Source organism: Rothia sp. 32237D007AR, assembly GCF_053544675.1.
Genome location: NZ_JBPPUO010000016.1, coordinates 1 through 16,364, shown reverse-complemented (window position 1 = coordinate 16,364; position 16,364 = coordinate 1). Strand labels below are relative to the sequence as shown.

Here is a 16,364-nt window from a genome sequence, read left to right as displayed (position 1 = left end):
CTCTTACTGGTGGGTGGAGCCGAGGGCTTCTGCGATGAGTTCGGCGTCGTAGCGGATAAGGTCTAGGTAGGTGGGTACGGGGCCGCCTTCTTCTGAGAGGGAGTCAACGTAGAGGGCTCCTGCATAGTGTGCCCCGGTTTCGTTGGCTACTTGTTCCATGGAGCTGGATGAGACGGTTGATTCGCAGAATACCGCCGGTACCTGGTTTTCTTCTACGGTGTCAGCTATTTCTCGAATGCGGCGTGAGCCGGTTTGCCCGTCTGAGTTAACGGCCCAGAGGTAGGCTTCTTCCAAGGAGGCGTCATGAGCCAGGTAGGAGAAAGCTCCTTCGCAGGTGACCAGCAGGCGCTGCTGCTCAGGGAGGTCTGCCAGTTCAGCTACTAGCTGGTCGTGGACCTTTTGGAGTTCTTTTTTGTAGGCTTCGGCGTTGGCGGTGAAAGCGTCAGCGTGTTCGGGGTCGAGCTGGGAGAAAGCTTCGGCGATGTTATCGACGTAGGTTTGGGCGGCAAGGGGGCTCATCCAGGCGTGGGGGTTGGGTTTACCAGCCCCGGCATCTTCGGTGATGGTGATGGGGTCGATGCCTTGGGTGACGGTGACGCTTGGGGCCTCGGAGTCGTGAAGGAACTGGTTGAGCCAGGTTTCGAGGTTGAGCCCGTTGGCTAGGATCAGGTCGGCGTCTGCTGCCTTGCGGACGTCTGAGGGGGTGGGCTCGTATTCGTGAATTTCTGCACCGGGTTTGGTTAAGGATTGGACGTCGATGTAGTCGCCGCCGACGTTTTGGGCGATGTCGGCTAGGACGGTGAAGGTTGCCAGTACCTGGGGTTTGTGGGAGGACGCTTCTGTGGAGTTGGGGGCGCAGGCGGAGAGCAGTCCGGTGGAGACGATGGCTACTGTGGCCATGAGGGTGCGCAGGCGGGATGGTCGCTGTGAGCGGTGAGCTGGGGGGAACTGTGCCATGGGGAGTTCTTTCGTGCTAGGTAGTCGGTGGGTTTTAGTGGGGAGAGGATGTCTTCTTCACCGCCACCATCATAAGTTCGTCTAGACGAACTTTCAAGAATATTTGCATTTTTGACACCCCAATAAAACCCACCAAAATCCACGCAAAAGACTCAGGCCCACCCCTCACCTGCCCCACACGGGCAAGCAAGAAGGTGAGCCTTAGCTACCAGATAGACTATCTCGCTTTACTGGACTACCGGAATAACCTCTAGCCCACCCATATAGGGGCGCAGGGCCTCAGGGATACGAACCGAGCCGTCAGCCTGCTGGTGGGTCTCAAGAATAGCAACCAGCCAGCGGGTAGTCGCCAAGGTGCCGTTAAGGGTGGCTACGGTGCGGGTGCCACCCTTTTTGGTCTTGCCATCTGCGGTGACGGTATCAGGCATGCGCTCGCGCACGTTCAGGCGGCGGGCCTGGTAGGTGGTGCAGTTGGAGGTGGAGGTCAGCTCGCGGAAGGCTCCCTGAGTGGGCACCCAGGCTTCGCAGTCAAACTTACGGGCAGCAGATGAGCCCAAGTCGCCTGCGGCGGTGTCGATGACGCGGTAGGAGAGCTCGCATTTGGCGAGCATTTCTTCTTCCCAGGCCAGCATTTTGGCGTGCATCTCTTCTGCCTGTTCAACGGGGCAGTAGACGAACATTTCAGCCTTGTTGAACTGGTGCACGCGGATGATGCCGCGGGTGTCTTTACCGGCGGAGCCAGCTTCGCGGCGGTAGCAGGAGGACCAACCCAGGTACTTCTTAGGGCCCTTGTCGAAGTCGATGATTTCATCGGCGTGGTAGCCGGCAATAGCGACCTCTGAGGTGCCGACCAGGTAGAGGTCATCACGTTCTAGGCGGTAGATTTCGTCGTCGTGTTCGACGTTGAAGCCGGTGCCGTTCATGGTTTCGGGGCGCACCAGGGTGGGGGTGGTGAGCATGGTGAAGCCGTTGGCGGTGGCCTGGTCAAGGGCCATCCACATAAGGGCCTGTTCTAGGCGGGCTACATGGCCTTTGAGGAAGTAGAAGCGGGAGCCTGATACTTTAGCGCCGCGTACCATGTCGATACCGTCGATGAGTTCACCGATTTCAAGGTGGTCGCGGGGTTCAAAGCCGTCTGCCTCGAAGTTGCGGGGTTCACCGACCTGCTTGATGACCACATAGTCATCCTCCCCACCGGCGGGAATACCGTCAATGATGAGGTTGCCAACACCGGCGACCAGTTCTTCCTGGCGGGCGGCTGCGGCGTCCGCTGCGGCCTTGGCTTCTGAGACTTTGTGGGAGAGTTCCTTAACCTCAGCGAGCAGGGCCTGCTTTTCTTCTTTGGCGGCCTTGCCGATTTTCTTGGAGAAAACGTTCTGTTCGGCGCGTAGCTTCTCGAATTCGTTGATGGAGGTGCGGCGGGTGGCGTCCGCTTCGAGAATCTGGTCGATGACGGCTTCGTCAGCACCGCGGGCGCGCTGGGAGGCGCGGAAGGCGTCGGGGTTTTCACGCAGGAGGTTAATGTCAATCATGCCTCTAAATTTACCGTAGTTGCCGCCGGGATGTCAGGCGGAAGGACGCAGAGGGGTGGGCTGGTGCGTCCGCCTGGTGGGATTGGGGCAGGTTTGGGAGGGTGTTGGCCAAGCACCAGACGGTTTCATTCAGTATGCTGGTCATATGGTTTCGCGTAGGACTGTCGTATCGTCTCTTGCTGTTTCTGCGGTGCTCGCTGGTACCGCCGCCCTTATTGCGGTGCGGCAGGCGCAACGGGCACGCCCTGACCTCTTCCCCGTCTACAGGCCTTTCCACCGGCAACTAGAAGCCGGCACACCACGCCAAGTAGCGGTGGTCTACAACCCGTCAAAAGCACGCACAGAGTCCGTCAACCGCATCATTACGGCCGAACTGGGGTTCGCCAACTGGCCCAAGGCCCGTTTCTATGAAACCGAGATAGATGACCCCGGCGCGGGAATGGCCCGCCAGGCCATAGCTGACGGGGCCGAGATTGTACTAGCCGTAGGCGGCGATGGCACGGTGCGGGCAGTAGCCGATGCCCTAGCCGGAACCGAAGCCACCCTAGGAGTAGTACCCCTGGGCACCGGCAACCTTCTAGCCCGCAACCTTGAAATGAACGTAGCCGACCTCCACGCCTGCATCAACGTAGCCTTACACGGTCAGCAGCGGGCTATCGACATGATTCACATGAGCATGACAGGGCCCAAGAACCCCCCTGATGTGAACTACCTGGTCATGGGAGGGGCCGGTTTTGACGCCCAAATCATGACAGACACCCGCGAAGACCTCAAAGCTAAAATCGGGTGGTTAGCCTACGTTGAGGCCAGCATGAAGCACATCGTCACCCGCCGCCGCCCCGCAGAGATTTCCGTAGACGGCGGTGAAGCAATCCACCGAAAAATTCGCGCGGTGCTGATAGCTAATACCGGCAAGATCCAGGGCGGGGTGAACCTGGCGTCCGTAGCAGAACTAGCGGACGGGCAGCTTGAGGTTATTGTGCTGACCCCGCGCAACCTCTTAAGCTGGGTGCGCATGGTCGGGCAGTTTATTCTGCGCCGCCCCAACGTACCTTACCCGGTGGTAGAGCACTTTGTAGGCACAGACGTGCAGGTGCGCTTCCCCCACTCCCACCTACCAGTTGAGGTAGATGGGGACGTCCTTGGTGACGTCACAGCCCTCCACGCCCAGGTGCGCCCCAGCGCGGTAATGGTCAATGTTTACCCCGAGAGTATGCAGATTCGTTCCCTGGGGGACCTGATGGATGCCAGGGAAGACATCGCCCAGCAGCAGCGCCTCTGGTGGCAGCGGCTCTTCCGCCTCTAAATGACGCCTCTAAATATTGTGTTTGAGATCCTCAGGCCGCCCACCCGGGAAAAGACTTTCAACCCAGGCACGGGCATCATCGAAGGACGTCTCATCGTGCATGGGGTCTACGGCGGCTAATCGTTTATCAGCGCGCGGGTAGGAACCCAGGTAAAGAACCCCAGGTGAGACCCGGTGAATACCGCGCAGGGCATCGCGCACACGAGCATCATAAAGGTGCCCGTCGATGTCAATAGAGAAGAAATAGGAGCCCAAGAATTCGCCGGTAGGCCGCGATTCGATGCGGGAAAGATTAATACCGCGGGTAGAGAACTGCTCCAATAAATCCAGCAGGGCACCTGGGCGGTCCTGGGGCAAGGGAATAACCAAGGTCGTTTTATCTGCACCGGTAGGGGTAGGGGTTGCCGCATTGCGGGCAACCAGCACAAAGCGAGTCACCGCGTTCTTATTATCACCAATATTATGGGCCAGCACCTGCAACTGGGGGTTGGTCTGAGCTACCGCAGGCGAGCAGATCGCAGCCTCATAACCGGGGTTCTTGTTCAATAAGCCCAAGGCAGCGCCAGCGGTGGACGAACCGGGCAGGTACTCCACACCCGGCTTGTTCTCTGCCACCCAGGAACGCACCTGCGCCCAAGCGTGGGTGTGAGTTGAGATTGTTCTGACGCTCTCTAAGGTAACGCCCGGGCGGGCAACCAGCACAAAGGTGATAGGCACCAGCACTTCACGGATAATACGCAAGGAGCCATCTAGTGCCGCAATGGCATCAAGAGTTGCGGTAACCCCACCTTCTACAGAGTTCTCAATGGGCACCATGGCAGCGTCAGCCTGGCCATCGCGCAGGGCATCTAACGCCGCAGGTACGGACGTTGAGGGGATGCGTTCAGCGTCGGGGGCACCGGGCACGGTCAAAAGAGCTGCTTCAGTAAAAGTGCCCGAGGGGCCAAGGTAGGTGTAGCGCATGGGCTCTAGTTTAGCCGGTGCAGGCGGGGCGCACCCGCCGTCATATTCTTTCAAAGTAGTCCAGTACCACCCGACCTGCTTATACTAGGCCACAGCACACACACATTACACTGAGGAAGTGGTTATGGTTACCGACACTAAAACCTCCAAATCTCCCCTGGATAAAGTTCTCAACGGTATCGAGAATGTGGGCAATAAACTGCCCGAACCCTTTACTCTCTTTACCCTTCTTTTCCTGGTCACCGCAGTAGCTTCTTCGCTCATGGCCTGGAACAAGGTAACTATTCACGTCCCCGGGGCAGACGAGCCTCTTGCTATCCGGGGGTTTTTCACCCCTGAGGGTCTTACGTGGTTCACCACCACCATCGGCGAAAACTATATTGGTTTCCCACCGCTTTTGACCGTGGTAACGATTCTGCTGGCTATTGGTATCGCCGAAAAATCTGGTTTCCTGGCCGCAGCAATCCGCTACAGCATCGGCGGTGCCCCCCGCTGGGTCCTTCCCTACGCAGTAGGTTTCATTGGCGTGCTGGGTTCTATCATGGCTGACTCCGTCTTCCTGATTGTTCCTCCGCTAGCAGCCCTCGCCTTCAAAGCAGCAGGACGCCACCCCCTAGCAGGTCTGCTCGGTGGCTTCGCCGCTGCGGGCGCCGGGTATTCCACCAACGTCCTGCCGACCTCCTTGGATGCCCTCTTTGCCGGCATCACCAACGCGGTGATTCCTTCTGTTCCGGCACTGGCAGAAAACGCCGCTGAGGTCTCCCCTATTTCTAACTACTACTTCAACATCGTCTCAGCAATCATTCTGACCCTGGTTGCTGGTTTCATCATCGATAAGGTGCTGGAGCCTCGCATTGTGCGCGACAAGATTTCCACCGAAGAAATCAGCGAAGAGGAACTAGAGGACAAGAGCTCCACCCCCTCCACCCGTATGCAGCGTGCCATCGGCCAGGAGCAGGTGCCTCCCGCTGAGCAAGAGCTGCCCAATGGTGAAACTGGCGAAGTTTCCTCCCGCGAGAAGAAGGCCCTAGCCTGGGGCGCTATCGCCTTCCTGCTGGTGGGGGTCGCGGTACTCATCGCCTGCCTGATGCCCAACTCCCCCTGGCGTAACGAAGCAGGCGGCTTCTTGCCCCAGTCCCCCCTGCTCTCATCGATTGTCTTCATCATCTTCTTGTTCTTCTCCGTCAGTGGCTACGTGTACGGCCGTGTTGCTGGCACCGTCCGCGGTTTCAAGGACGTCCCCACACTCATGGGTGAAGCCCTGAAAGACATGGTGGGCTTCCTGGTCCTGGCCTTTGTACTAGGCCAGTTCATCGCCCTATTCAACTGGAGTGGCCTAGGCTCCTGGATCGCCGTGAGCGGCTCAACGATCCTAGAAAATGCTGGCCTGACTGGCTTCCCCGTCATCGTCATGTTCATCGTCCTGTGCTCAATTTTGAACCTTTTCATCGTCTCAGGTTTAGGCATGTGGACGCTCATGGCAGCAGTTTTCGTGCCCATGTTCGGTATCCTCGGGTTCGAGCCTGGCTTCATTCAGGGTGCCTTCCGTGTGGGCGACTCTGCAACCCAGATTGTTACCCCCATGAACCCGTACATCTTCCTGGTACTGGCCATGGTGCGTAAGTATGAGCCCAAGGCAGGGCTAGGAACCATGATGGCCCGCCTGCTGCCTTTCGTGTTCACCTTCTGGTTGGCGTGGCTGGCTGTGCTCTTCGTCTTCTACTTCTTCAACCTGCCCATGGGGCCAGGTGCAGGGATCATGATTGGCCAATAGTATCTAGCCGGTGTGTTCACCCCTTTCCGGGAAGGGGGCGGGCACACCGGTTTTTATTACCCTCACCTCTAGCCTTCTACCCCACATATCAACCCCACAAGGAGTTAACCCATGACCTACCTGCCCGCTTCGCTCAGCCTGACCGCAGCCGATCAAGAGCACCTGCTTGAGGAGTACAAGGCCTACCACGCCAGCCCAGAATTGAGCTTGCAAGAATATGAGACCACCCGAAAGATTAGGGAACGAGCCCAGAACCTGCTGCTAGGGCAGGGGGTCATCTGCGACATCGTCCCCATCGGGGAAACCGGCACCGTGGTGATCCTACGCAACGGTGAGGGCCCCACGGTGGCCTACCGGGCCGACATTGATGGGCTACCGGTCACTGAGCGCACCGGCCTGCCCTACGCTTCTACCGCCGTGGGCACCTGGGAGGGTGAAACTGTGGGCGTCATGCACGCCTGCGGGCACGACAGCCACATCACCATGGGCCTAAAAACCATGGACCTTTTCGCCCGTGACGGCAGCGACTGGGCAGGGACCATCGAGTTCATCTTCCAACCTGGTGAAGAAGGCAAGGACGGGGCCAAACTCATGGTCTCCCAAGGGCTGTGGCAGACCGTGCCCGTGCCCAGCGTCATGTACGGCCAGCATGTCTTCCCCTTTGAAGCGGGGAAGGTCATTGTGACAACCGGCCCACTAACCTCTGCCGTTGATTCACTAGGTATCACCCTTCACGGTAAGGGCGGGCACGGCTCCCAACCCCAAGACACTATCGACCCGGTAGTGTTGGCTGCCCACCTGGTAGTACGCCTTCAGACGGTGGTGGCACGTGAAGTAGCGCCCAGTGAGACAGCGGTGCTGACGGTCGGGTCGCTCCATGCCGGGAAGAAAGAGAACATCATCCCCGACTCAGCAGAGATCCGCACCAGCATCAGAACCTTCAACCCCCAAGTACGCCAGCGCGTTCTGGCCGCCGTGGAACGCATCGCCCAAGCAGAGGCCCTCGCCTCAGGGGCACCAGCCCCCGATATCATCAACTACCACTATTCAAACTCTGTGGTGAACGATGAGCAGGTCTCAACCGAACTAGCAGCCGTATTCACCCAAGAACTCGGCAGCCAGCAGGTCACCTTCGACCCCAATTTTTACCTCATGGCCAGCGAAGACTTTGGGGAACTGGGGGACGCCGCGAACATCCCCTACTGCTTCTGGATCTTAGGCGGAATGACGCCCGAACAGCTAGCCGAGGAACCAATTGCCTCAAACCACTCCCCCTTCTTCGCACCCCAACCAGAGCCCACCCTCCAAGTAGGCGTGCGCGCAGCCGTCAGCGCCCTCTACTCGCAAGTTAAGCGGTAGAACGGGCAAGAGCGAAGAGGTCAGCAGGTAAGGGGCGCTCCAGGTCCCACTTAATGTGCATCGGCTGCGAGCCGCTATGAGAACGGTAGGTTACAGAACCCACAAACAGGTAGGGTGCCGTACCTATTCCGTCCTCTTTGGTATAGCGCACAAAAAGTAGTGGGACCTGCCCCAGCTGCCCGTGGTGCTGGTAGATTCTCCCTAGCCTGCTCTCAGAAGCGGTTGAGTTCTGAGAGTCCCAAGCGAACTCACGCTCAGTCACGGCATAGTCCCTATACATTGTTTCAGGGGTGAAGTGCTTCTCAGACTTGCTAAGGTTCACCAATAAGGCAATGGTGTTAGTTGCGCGCGACTCGTAGACCCCTTGCACAGCACCCGCCGGTACAGACCGCTTTTCATTCTCGTGAAGACCTATGGCAGCAAAGATTTCTTCGCGTGAATAGTAGGCGTGAGTGCGCAACGGAATATCTTCTGACACTTTAGAAGAAGGTTGAGGGGCGTGCCTGTCTGCGCCTAGCCGGTAAGCCCAAATCTGTAAGAGTTCTTGAATGAAATACGGGTGCTGACGCAGTTCGCCCAGTCCCTGGTCGAGGGTAAATTTTTCCTTGCTGTCCCCTATCTTGCCGTTGGGCCAGAAGGAGAAAAGCAGCATCCAGGCAAAGCGTTTTTCCCGCATGCTGAGGTCTTTTTCCCAAATATCGGTTAATAGAAGTCGCTGATAAGTATCGACTCGTTCCTCATCGTTCACATTGGTGAAGGCCTTAATGCGATTCGACAGGTGCTCTGTCACCGACCCCTTTTCATAAAGGCCCGAGATCCTAGGTATCTGCCCTGCCTGGTCCAGGAGGAATGTAAAAGTTAACCCTTTACCGTTCTTTGTTTTTCTCCCATAGATATGAGCAAGTTCTAGACCATACCGTTCAAGATAAGGCTCAAGGAGCTGGGTGACCACAACTTCAAAGTTCTTTTTCTTTTGCTCTTCAGCAAACACCTTGAGGTTATCGGCCAAGACCTCCACTTTGGGGTTAAGAGCTGCTTTGATACTTTTGAGTACCTGCTGTTGAGTCTTTTTATCCAACTGGATGCTACACCCAGGTGGGAGGAATGGGTTTTCGATATCGCCCGGTGTCACCACGCCGCTACGGGTAAGTGAACGCATTTTAAGGTCGAATCTAAAGCCCCTAGCCTGGTTGCCCACGAAGTCTAGTACTACTAGGACCGCCTTATCAGGTGACCTGCGCAGACCACGCCCCAGCTGCTGTTGAAAGAGAGTCGGTGACTGGGTGGGGCGTAGCATGAGCAGGGTATCTACTTCAGGAATATCTACACCCTCATTGAAAAGATTAACCGTAAAAACTGTGGTGAGCTTGTGTGCGGGGTCTTTCAGCTGGGCAATGACTTCTTGGCGCCGCTCAGCGTTATCGCTACCTAGAAGAGAGGTAGCTGGAATACCTGCTTTGTTGAATTCTTCTGCCATGTACCGGGCATGGTCTGTATCTACGCAGAACCCGATGGCTCGCATGTTGTGGGGGTTAGCTATCTTCTCCTCAATTTGTTGCAGGATAAGCCCTACCCGTCGTTTATTACCCAGGTAGTAGTGTGAGAGCTCGCTATCGCGGTAGCTTCCTCGTTCAAAGGTGAGTGCGCTCAGGTCTGTTGCGTCATTGATACCGTAGTAGTGAAAAGGGACCAGTAGGTCTGCTTCAAGGGCGTCCCAGAGGCGAAGTTGAGTGGCGATGCGTCCGTCGAAGTATTCGGCGGCAACGTTTTTACCGTCTGTACGTTCAGGGGTTGCTGTAAGACCAATGAGCTCTTGTGGCTGAAAGTAGTCGAGAATCTTCTGATAGCTGGGGGCGGAGGCGTGGTGGAATTCATCAATGATGATGACATCAAAATGCTCAGGCGCGAACCGCTCACTACCTGCCCCTGCAAGGGTCTGAATCGTTGCAAAAACATGTTCGTTATGGTCAGGGATTCTTCCCCCAAAGTATTGTTCACCAAAGTTAGCGTCCCGCATGACTGTGGCGAAAGCACTACGTGACTGGTTTAGTATTTCAGACTGGTGAGCGACAAAAAGGAGACGTAGTTTCCGTCCGGCTTCTTCACAGAGTCTCTTGTAATCGAGAGCAGAGAAAATGGTTTTGCCTGTACCCGTGGCCGCTACTGCTAGGTTGCGGTGGTGGCCTTTGTGGCGGGCTGATTGTAGCTCATCCAGCATAATGGCCTGATGGGGGTAGGGGTGAACGTCCACATAGGAGAAGTTGATGTGAAGGTTAGGGCATGCTGAGGCCCCGGTGCCTATTGTGGCTTGTTCTAGTGATTTATCTAGTTTTTTGCGGTCTTCCTCTACCCCTGTGTAGCTTTCAAATTGGTGGGATTTCCAGTAGCTTTCGAAGGCTGCCTTGAACTGCCCTAAGATACCCGGTGTGACGGTGTTGGATATTCTGACGTTCCATTCCAGACCGTCGGTGAGGGCAGCATGTGAGAGGTTTGAGCTACCTACATAGCCTGTGGAGAAGCCGGTGTTGCGGTGAAAGAGCCAGGCTTTTGCGTGTAACCGGGTTGAGTTCTTTTCGTAGCTAATTTTGACTTGTGCGCCATATTCTTTGACGAGTTTATCTACGGCTTTACGGTCAGTAGCCCCCATGTAAGTGGTGGTGATGACGCGGAGGGGGATGCCCCGTCTTTTGAGAATATCCAACTGTGGGGCCAGGACGTTGACGCCTGTGAGCTTGAGGAAAGAGCATAAGAGGTCTACCCGGTCGGCGCTTTCTAGTTCTTTTTTTATTTCTTCGCCAAGTTGAGGCTCTTTAGGGTTGTTGGTGAGAAGAGCGACGCTATTGAGCGGGGTGGTGGGGCGGTTTGAAGGCCTAACTTGTTGCCGAGGTTTGAGCTCGGTGAACTGGATAATAGAGCCAGCCTTTTTAGGGCTGTCCGCCGCAAGAACTTCGTCAGGGCCAGTCTCGTCTTCTAGGTGAGTTAGAAGAGAGTTGATAAGGGCGATACGTTCTGGAGCGTCAGTTTGTTCAAGTTTTGTAGCTACCTGTTGCGCTACATAGCGGGCTAGGGAGGAGACGTGCTCAGAGTCGTCACCTGGGATTTCTGATTCGACCCATTCGGTTTCTCCGGGGAGGGCTTGGGATAGTACCCTGCGTGTTTTGAGAGTTTCGTACAAACCGATGGGAAGAACCTTTTTATCGCTCATATATGCAGCATAAGGTTTTTCTTCGCTGGGGTCTGGTTTCTACACGTTGAACTCTTTGTCAGCTTACAATTCACCCCATTCTGTGTAGTAGATATGGTCTGTTTCATCGCTATATACCTGTGCGATTTCAGAGCCCCAGAGACTATGGCACAGTGCTTCTGCCCTGAGTTCATCGGCGATATAGTACAGGCCGCCTAGGAACACCCAGCCTTTAATCATACATTGGCCTGTTCCGCTGTCTATCCTGTAGTTCTCGGCGCTGGGGTCTCCGCAGTGTCTAAGGTCTGTGTGGACTTGGCACCTATTGGCAGGCTGTAGAGCATGGTAAACAGGCTGGTAGGTGCCGTAATTCTTCACTTCTTGATTCATAGATACCCCCTATGTTTTGCTTCTCAAGCCATCAGGTACTCTATCGATCATTGTGACTAAAAGCAGATCCCGCTAAATTCGACAGTTTAGGGCACCTTGTAGGCCTGTTAGCCCACGTCAGACCTAAGAAATTGTGGATATCTCGGCTTATCAGACGTAATCTACTGTCAAAAACCAAGTGAGAGGTCTAAACCCTTGCCCTGCATCAGCTTCGCCACTATAAACTCACATAAGACCTAGCCACAAAGCTACCCAGCCAAAGAACCTCATGAAACACACACTCACCCAAACCTTCGCCCTAACCACAAATCCCAAACTAGCAAGAAACCCCATGAAACACACCCTTACCCAAACGTTCACCCTGACAACCCTCGCAGCACTCATCCTCACAGGTTGCAGCAACCAACCCACAGGTTCCGTCCCTGAACCTGAAACCAGCTCCCCAACTTCCAGCACCTCAGACACCACGAACCCCAGCGAAGCCCCCACGGATGAAGCACCTACTGCACAAGCCCAAGAAAGCTACTCAGGCGGCTCTAAAGCACCTGACGGTGACTACCGCCCCGCTGACGAGCACGGCCCTGCCCAAAACGTGCCCAAGCCAGTAGCACCAGAAGGTATGAACGTTGAGAGCGCTGAGGCAATGCTCCTATTTATCGACTATTGGAACGACATGCGAAACTACGCCCACCAGACAGGCGACGTTGCTACAGCTAAAGCCCTTGTAGATGAGTCTTTTCAACAAGAGCTAGATTTCTATGACGCCCTCAAAGAAATCTACGAATCGGGTGGATGGATCATTGGAGGAAATTCAACTATTCACTACAATGATTCTCTAATAATCAGCCTTGGCAATGGTGCTTATTCCGTAGGAAGCAATATCAACGTTGCTGATTCGATTCTTTTGTACAACGAAGAAGCTACATATAGTAAGAATTCTGAAGCCTCAAGCCGGGGAGTTGAACTGCAACTTCAGTTCTCGGATGAAAACTGGAAAATCACCGGCGCTAAGAAGGTCGGTGAATGAAGAAAAAATTATTAACCGTTAGTATCATCCTAATTCTACTGGAAATAGCGTATGTCCCCGCAAGTGCAAATACCCAGGGTAAAACAACTGAGCAAGGATTTATGGTAAATATTAAAGATAACTATTTACAGGGGGTACCAGCTATCGAGGATGAAACTGTTACACAATACGACATAAGATCAGATGATACTCCCGGTGAAGTTGTCAGCATCAACCCTATCGAGGAGTCTTCCGCCTCTGAGCCAGCACCTGGGTACAGTGCTCCCCGTACAGACATCTACTGTTTCACCAAGGACAATACTCTCAGCAAGGTCAGTTATGCGTCAGCAAACGGGGAATACGGTGACGGCTCCTCTCCCTACCAGTGCCGTCCCCCTGCCGCCGAAGAAAACGGGCAGCCGGAGGTACGCCCCGTCCGTGTCACTATCACTACCCAAGATTTCGACACTTTCCCTATAGAACCGGCTCTTCCTCGCCAGGAGCGGGCACCGCACACCCTCAAAAACTACAACACCAACTTCTGGGCCGACCCCAACCCCCAAGAATTCACGCGCACTATCAACGGCCAACATGTGGTGCTCCGCGCGACCCCAATCTCTTACACCTTTGACTATGATGACGGTGCTAGTCTCGGACCCGTCACTTACCCCGGCTACCAGCTAGGTGCGGACGTGTGGGATCAGCCCACCGACACCTCCCACCGTTACGCAGACCCCGGCGACTACTATTTCGCCCTGACCACCACTTACCGCGGCGAATACTCAGTAGACGGCGGGCCGTGGCAAGTCATTGAGGGGACAGTTAGCCGCACCAGTGACCCTCAGCTGGTGAGAGTCTGGCGGACCAAAGTTGGGTTAGTTGCAGATGACTGCGCTTTAAACTCAGAAGCCTGGGGTTGCAGTAACGGGTAGTTCCCTTGCCACCTGGTAGAGAAGCTTCAGGAGAAATCTTTTCTTAGGTTTCGCACAGGTTCCCCGAATTGAGTTCAAAGGTTAGGGGTTCATAGTTAAGGTATGAGGACGAGGAGAGAAAACCTCACCACCTTAAGAGACTGAGAATCTCACCGTGATGATGAGTCACCCCTTTCAGAGATGTGTGTAACCTCTGAGGCTCCTCCCGTGAGGGATTGGTGCAAAAGAAATGTGTGTGTATGAGAAAAGGTCGCAGCCAGTAGGTTGCGACCTTTTCTTTAACCCAAAATAGTAAGTAATAATATTATAGGGGTATTAGAGAGATAAATAAAAAGGAGGAAACCATGACCGAACAAACTCTCCAGCACAGCCCCAAGCCGCAACAGGCGTCCGCGCCCTATGCTTACGAGGAGCGTATCGGCGGCACCTGGCCACAAGCACTCACCGCCACGGCCCTCTTCACGGCTCTCTTTGCAGCCTATATTTTTGAGGTCAACCTACTGACCTTTATCCTCGTCTTTTGCTGTGTCGCGTTTGGTATCTACACAGGCCGTCAGAGGGCAGCAGCTCGCAGGACGCTACCCACCAGCTACTCCTACGCCCCTCAACTAGTTTTTGTGATAGCTCTCTTGGCCCTTGCTTTCCCCGGCCAAGATGACCCCGCCAGCGCCGTCTGGCGCCTCCCCTTGGTTGCAATCACCACCCTCATCTTCCACCGCTTCGTAGCCCCCGGCTACCACCGCATTGGCAAGGGGCAAGAAAACTAAAGGCGGGCGTCCGCGCCCTGAGGTAGGGGCTAGGCGGCAGGGAGGCCGGGAAGTCTCACAACATCCGTCCCCGGCCTGTGCTGGACGCAGGGGCTAAGCCAGCTCGGCGGCGGCGGCAGGGTCAGAATCATTCAGGAACTTCTCGATACGCTCAGCCTCATCTGCCTCACCAATAGCTGCGGCGGTTCGCCCCAAAATCAGTAGGGCTTTGAGGAAGCCGCGGTTCGGTTCGTAGCTCACCGGGATTGGGCCGTGCCCACGCCAGCCATTACCACGCAGGGCATCCAGTCCGCGGTGGTAGCCCACGCGCGCATAAGCATAGGCTTCCAGGGTCTTACCAGCACCCAGGGTTTCTTCAGCCAGCAAGGCCCAAGCCAGGGGCGAGGTGGGGAAGGCTTGTGCAAGTTCAGCGGGGGCAGCACCTGCGCGGACGCGGGCCAACAACTCAGGCTCTTCAGGCAGGAAAGTGGGGGCAGGGCCTTCTAACAGGTTCTTACCAGCAAGTGACATGGGCACTCCATTCAATTCAAATTCTTGTAACTACAAAAAGTCTACGCCTGCTCAGAAAAGAGTAGGCTCTTACCGTGTGCGCTCAGCCGCACCCGCAAGGGGCGGGAAGAGACTCGTTCAATAAGCTTTTCCTGCTCTAGCTCCTCGATGTAGGACCTGACCGTATTCCTAGATTTTTCTGTGACCTTCGTCAGGGTATCCCAGTCAAGCCCAGAACCTCCACCAAATAGGTGAACCTGCCCCAACACAAAGAGGGATTCCAAGGCACCGTGGGAAAGTTCTTCTCTCTCCTGGGGCAGCGTATTCAGGCGGGCTGAGAGACTATTCATGAGCTGTTTTTTAGCGTAGAAGTCACTAATAAGTTCTAATTGGGCGTCCCGAATAAAACCCAACATCACCTGAGCAAAATAGGTGGCATCGCCCATATTAAGAGGCTCCTCCACCTCACTAAAAGCCTTATAGTAGGCGGCCTTCTTCTGATAGATAACCGCCGATAGTGTCAAGACGGTATAGACCGAAAGCACCTCATACAGTTGGGCACTCAACATAAAACGCCCAAACCGGCCATTACCGTCATAGAAGGGGTGCACAGCCTCAAACATGAAGTGGGAGACGACCCTGGATAGAAGAAAAGGGGTTTCCTCCTCTAAGTGCGTCAGCATGGCCTGGAGTTGCCGTCGGATTGCCTGCTCGCCCTGAACACCAGAATGAATAGTTTTCCCCGCACCATCTCGAATGTAGACCGGTCCAGTTCTAAAAAGTTCTCCGTCCAGAGCGTCTTGGCTAGAAATCTCTGCGCCGAAGAGGCCATCGTAAATATCTCTTATCTCCTGCAGAGTACGAGGAGCCTCAATTTTGCCCTCAGAAAGTTCCACATAAAGTCGGGCTATCTCCCTAAAAGATTTATTCTCAGAGGGCTCAGCCTCAAGAGCCTCCTGAATTTCCTGCCGGGTGGAGCGCACACCCTCTAGCTCATTAGTAGCTGTAATTTCACGAACAATAAGCTCATAAAGGTAGCCTCTTTGAGCTGCCAGGGGAATATCAGCAGCAAGTTGCCCAATCGTTCGCTCATTCAGGAGCACTTGTTCCAGTAAGACCAGAAGCTGCGGGGTAGACATATAGAAAAGGGAATAGTCGCCTACTTGAAAGGAGGAGCCGAAACCCATGGCTCTTCTCCGTCTATTTTCTTCCTGGGCAGTTGCAGCATCAAACTGGTGAAAGACCGCTTTCAGGCTCTTATACTTCTTCAATGCCCGCCCCTATCTCACAAAAATAGCTGTTTTTGGTAGTTAGCCCCCATCATAGCCAGGTCTATCTCCCAAAAACACCCCATTTTGGGAGATAGCCCCACCTTCTAGCGCCCCTAACTCCCAAAAACACCCCTTTTTGTATTTAAGGCGAGCGCGGACGTCCGCCCCGCCTTTCACTGGCAGTTCACCGGGGCGCAACCTGGGGCTTAGCGCCTGGACATCTGGCGCACCTACAGTATGTGGGAAGACGTTTTCGCACGTCACCCCCCCATTGCTTTACACCATAGGAATTTTAGGGCCACGTATGTCACTTATCGGTAAGAATCTGCTCACTAACTTTTTCTCTTCCCGCTCATCCCTTGAGGCTTATTCAAAAGTCCCACCCGCAGCCAAAAACACCAACCCCCGCACCACCGCAAACACCCGCCCATACA

General features: G+C 55.1%; 12 protein-coding genes. 6 read left to right on the top strand and 6 right to left on the bottom strand.

All coding sequences use genetic code 11. The features are described 5' to 3' along the window. Positions 1–3: 3 nt before the first annotated feature. Both ACED87_RS08885 and serS read right to left on the bottom strand, forming a co-directional pair. Complete coding sequence (locus tag ACED87_RS08885) at positions 4–957, bottom strand: metal ABC transporter substrate-binding protein (protein ID WP_449083966.1); 954 nt, start codon at positions 955–957, stop codon at positions 4–6. A 227-nt stretch (positions 958–1,184) separates the two neighbouring features. Continuing rightward, positions 1,185–2,489 carry a serine--tRNA ligase gene (gene serS, locus ACED87_RS08880; RefSeq protein ID WP_449083968.1) on the bottom strand — a complete coding sequence of 435 codons (1,305 nt, stop codon included), beginning with the start codon at positions 2,487–2,489 and terminating at the stop codon, positions 1,185–1,187. A 145-nt stretch (positions 2,490–2,634) separates the two neighbouring features. Between serS and ACED87_RS08875 the strand changes: the two genes are divergently transcribed. Next, complete coding sequence (locus ACED87_RS08875; protein ID WP_449083970.1) at positions 2,635–3,795, top strand: diacylglycerol/lipid kinase family protein; 1,161 nt, start codon at positions 2,635–2,637, stop codon at positions 3,793–3,795. 9 nt (positions 3,796–3,804) lie between these two features. Here ACED87_RS08875 and pheA read toward each other — a convergent pair whose 3' ends face one another. Then, positions 3,805–4,758 carry a prephenate dehydratase gene (gene pheA / locus ACED87_RS08870; protein ID WP_449083972.1) on the bottom strand — a complete coding sequence of 318 codons (954 nt, stop codon included), beginning with the start codon at positions 4,756–4,758 and terminating at the stop codon, positions 3,805–3,807. A 124-nt stretch (positions 4,759–4,882) separates the two neighbouring features. Between pheA and ACED87_RS08865 the strand changes: the two genes are divergently transcribed. Beyond that, on the top strand, positions 4,883–6,532 hold the full coding sequence (locus ACED87_RS08865; RefSeq protein ID WP_449089964.1) for an AbgT family transporter: 1,650 nt from the start codon (positions 4,883–4,885) through the stop codon (positions 6,530–6,532). Between the two features lie 111 nt (positions 6,533–6,643). Continuing rightward, positions 6,644–7,891: an amidohydrolase gene (locus ACED87_RS08860; protein ID WP_449089963.1), complete on the top strand. Its 1,248-nt coding sequence runs from the start codon at positions 6,644–6,646 to the stop codon at positions 7,889–7,891. On the opposite strand, the gene ACED87_RS08855 is transcribed toward ACED87_RS08860, so the two are convergent. Continuing rightward, positions 7,881–11,096 carry a DUF3427 domain-containing protein gene (locus ACED87_RS08855; RefSeq protein WP_449089962.1) on the bottom strand — a complete coding sequence of 1,072 codons (3,216 nt, stop codon included), beginning with the start codon at positions 11,094–11,096 and terminating at the stop codon, positions 7,881–7,883. The genes ACED87_RS08860 and ACED87_RS08855 overlap by 11 nt on opposite strands. Positions 11,097–11,796: 700 nt before the next feature. Between ACED87_RS08855 and ACED87_RS08850 the strand changes: the two genes are divergently transcribed. The 3 genes from ACED87_RS08850 to ACED87_RS08840 all read left to right on the top strand — a co-directional run bounded on the left by ACED87_RS08850 (position 11,797) and on the right by ACED87_RS08840 (position 14,170). After that, the gene (locus ACED87_RS08850; protein WP_449089961.1) at positions 11,797–12,492 is read left to right on the top strand and encodes a DUF6318 family protein; all 696 of its coding nucleotides are present in this window, start codon (positions 11,797–11,799) and stop codon (positions 12,490–12,492) included. Positions 12,493–12,593: 101 nt separating this feature from the next. Then, positions 12,594–13,403 (top strand): hypothetical protein, encoded by an 810-nt coding sequence (locus tag ACED87_RS08845; protein ID WP_449084064.1) that lies wholly within the window; start codon positions 12,594–12,596, stop codon positions 13,401–13,403. A gap of 344 nt (positions 13,404–13,747) precedes the next feature. Next, on the top strand, positions 13,748–14,170 hold the full coding sequence (locus tag ACED87_RS08840; protein ID WP_449084062.1) for a hypothetical protein: 423 nt from the start codon (positions 13,748–13,750) through the stop codon (positions 14,168–14,170). A gap of 93 nt (positions 14,171–14,263) precedes the next feature. On the opposite strand, the gene ACED87_RS08835 is transcribed toward ACED87_RS08840, so the two are convergent. Then, positions 14,264–14,680: a DUF3151 domain-containing protein gene (locus ACED87_RS08835; protein ID WP_449084060.1), complete on the bottom strand. Its 417-nt coding sequence runs from the start codon at positions 14,678–14,680 to the stop codon at positions 14,264–14,266. Positions 14,681–14,721: 41 nt separating this feature from the next. Further along, positions 14,722–15,930: a Fic family protein gene (locus tag ACED87_RS08830; protein ID WP_449084058.1), complete on the bottom strand. Its 1,209-nt coding sequence runs from the start codon at positions 15,928–15,930 to the stop codon at positions 14,722–14,724. Between the last annotated feature and the right edge of the window lie 434 nt (positions 15,931–16,364).

What these genes read in the sequence shown, in the direction of transcription:
- ACED87_RS08845 (WP_449084064.1), top strand. Translation starts at nt 12,594, where the DNA reads ATGGTAAATATTAAAGATAACTATTTACAGGGGGTACCAGCTATCGAG.
- ACED87_RS08860 (WP_449089963.1), top strand. Translation starts at nt 6,644, where the DNA reads ATGACCTACCTGCCCGCTTCGCTCAGCCTGACCGCAGCCGATCAAGAG.
- serS (WP_449083968.1), bottom strand. Translation starts at nt 2,489, where the DNA reads ATGATTGACATTAACCTCCTGCGTGAAAACCCCGACGCCTTCCGCGCC.
- ACED87_RS08875 (WP_449083970.1), top strand. Translation starts at nt 2,635, where the DNA reads ATGGTTTCGCGTAGGACTGTCGTATCGTCTCTTGCTGTTTCTGCGGTG.
- ACED87_RS08850 (WP_449089961.1), top strand. Translation starts at nt 11,797, where the DNA reads ATGAAACACACCCTTACCCAAACGTTCACCCTGACAACCCTCGCAGCA.
- ACED87_RS08840 (WP_449084062.1), top strand. Translation starts at nt 13,748, where the DNA reads ATGACCGAACAAACTCTCCAGCACAGCCCCAAGCCGCAACAGGCGTCC.
- ACED87_RS08855 (WP_449089962.1), bottom strand. Translation starts at nt 11,096, where the DNA reads ATGAGCGATAAAAAGGTTCTTCCCATCGGTTTGTACGAAACTCTCAAA.
- ACED87_RS08885 (WP_449083966.1), bottom strand. Translation starts at nt 957, where the DNA reads ATGGCACAGTTCCCCCCAGCTCACCGCTCACAGCGACCATCCCGCCTG.
- ACED87_RS08865 (WP_449089964.1), top strand. Translation starts at nt 4,883, where the DNA reads ATGGTTACCGACACTAAAACCTCCAAATCTCCCCTGGATAAAGTTCTC.
- pheA (WP_449083972.1), bottom strand. Translation starts at nt 4,758, where the DNA reads ATGCGCTACACCTACCTTGGCCCCTCGGGCACTTTTACTGAAGCAGCT.
- ACED87_RS08835 (WP_449084060.1), bottom strand. Translation starts at nt 14,680, where the DNA reads ATGTCACTTGCTGGTAAGAACCTGTTAGAAGGCCCTGCCCCCACTTTC.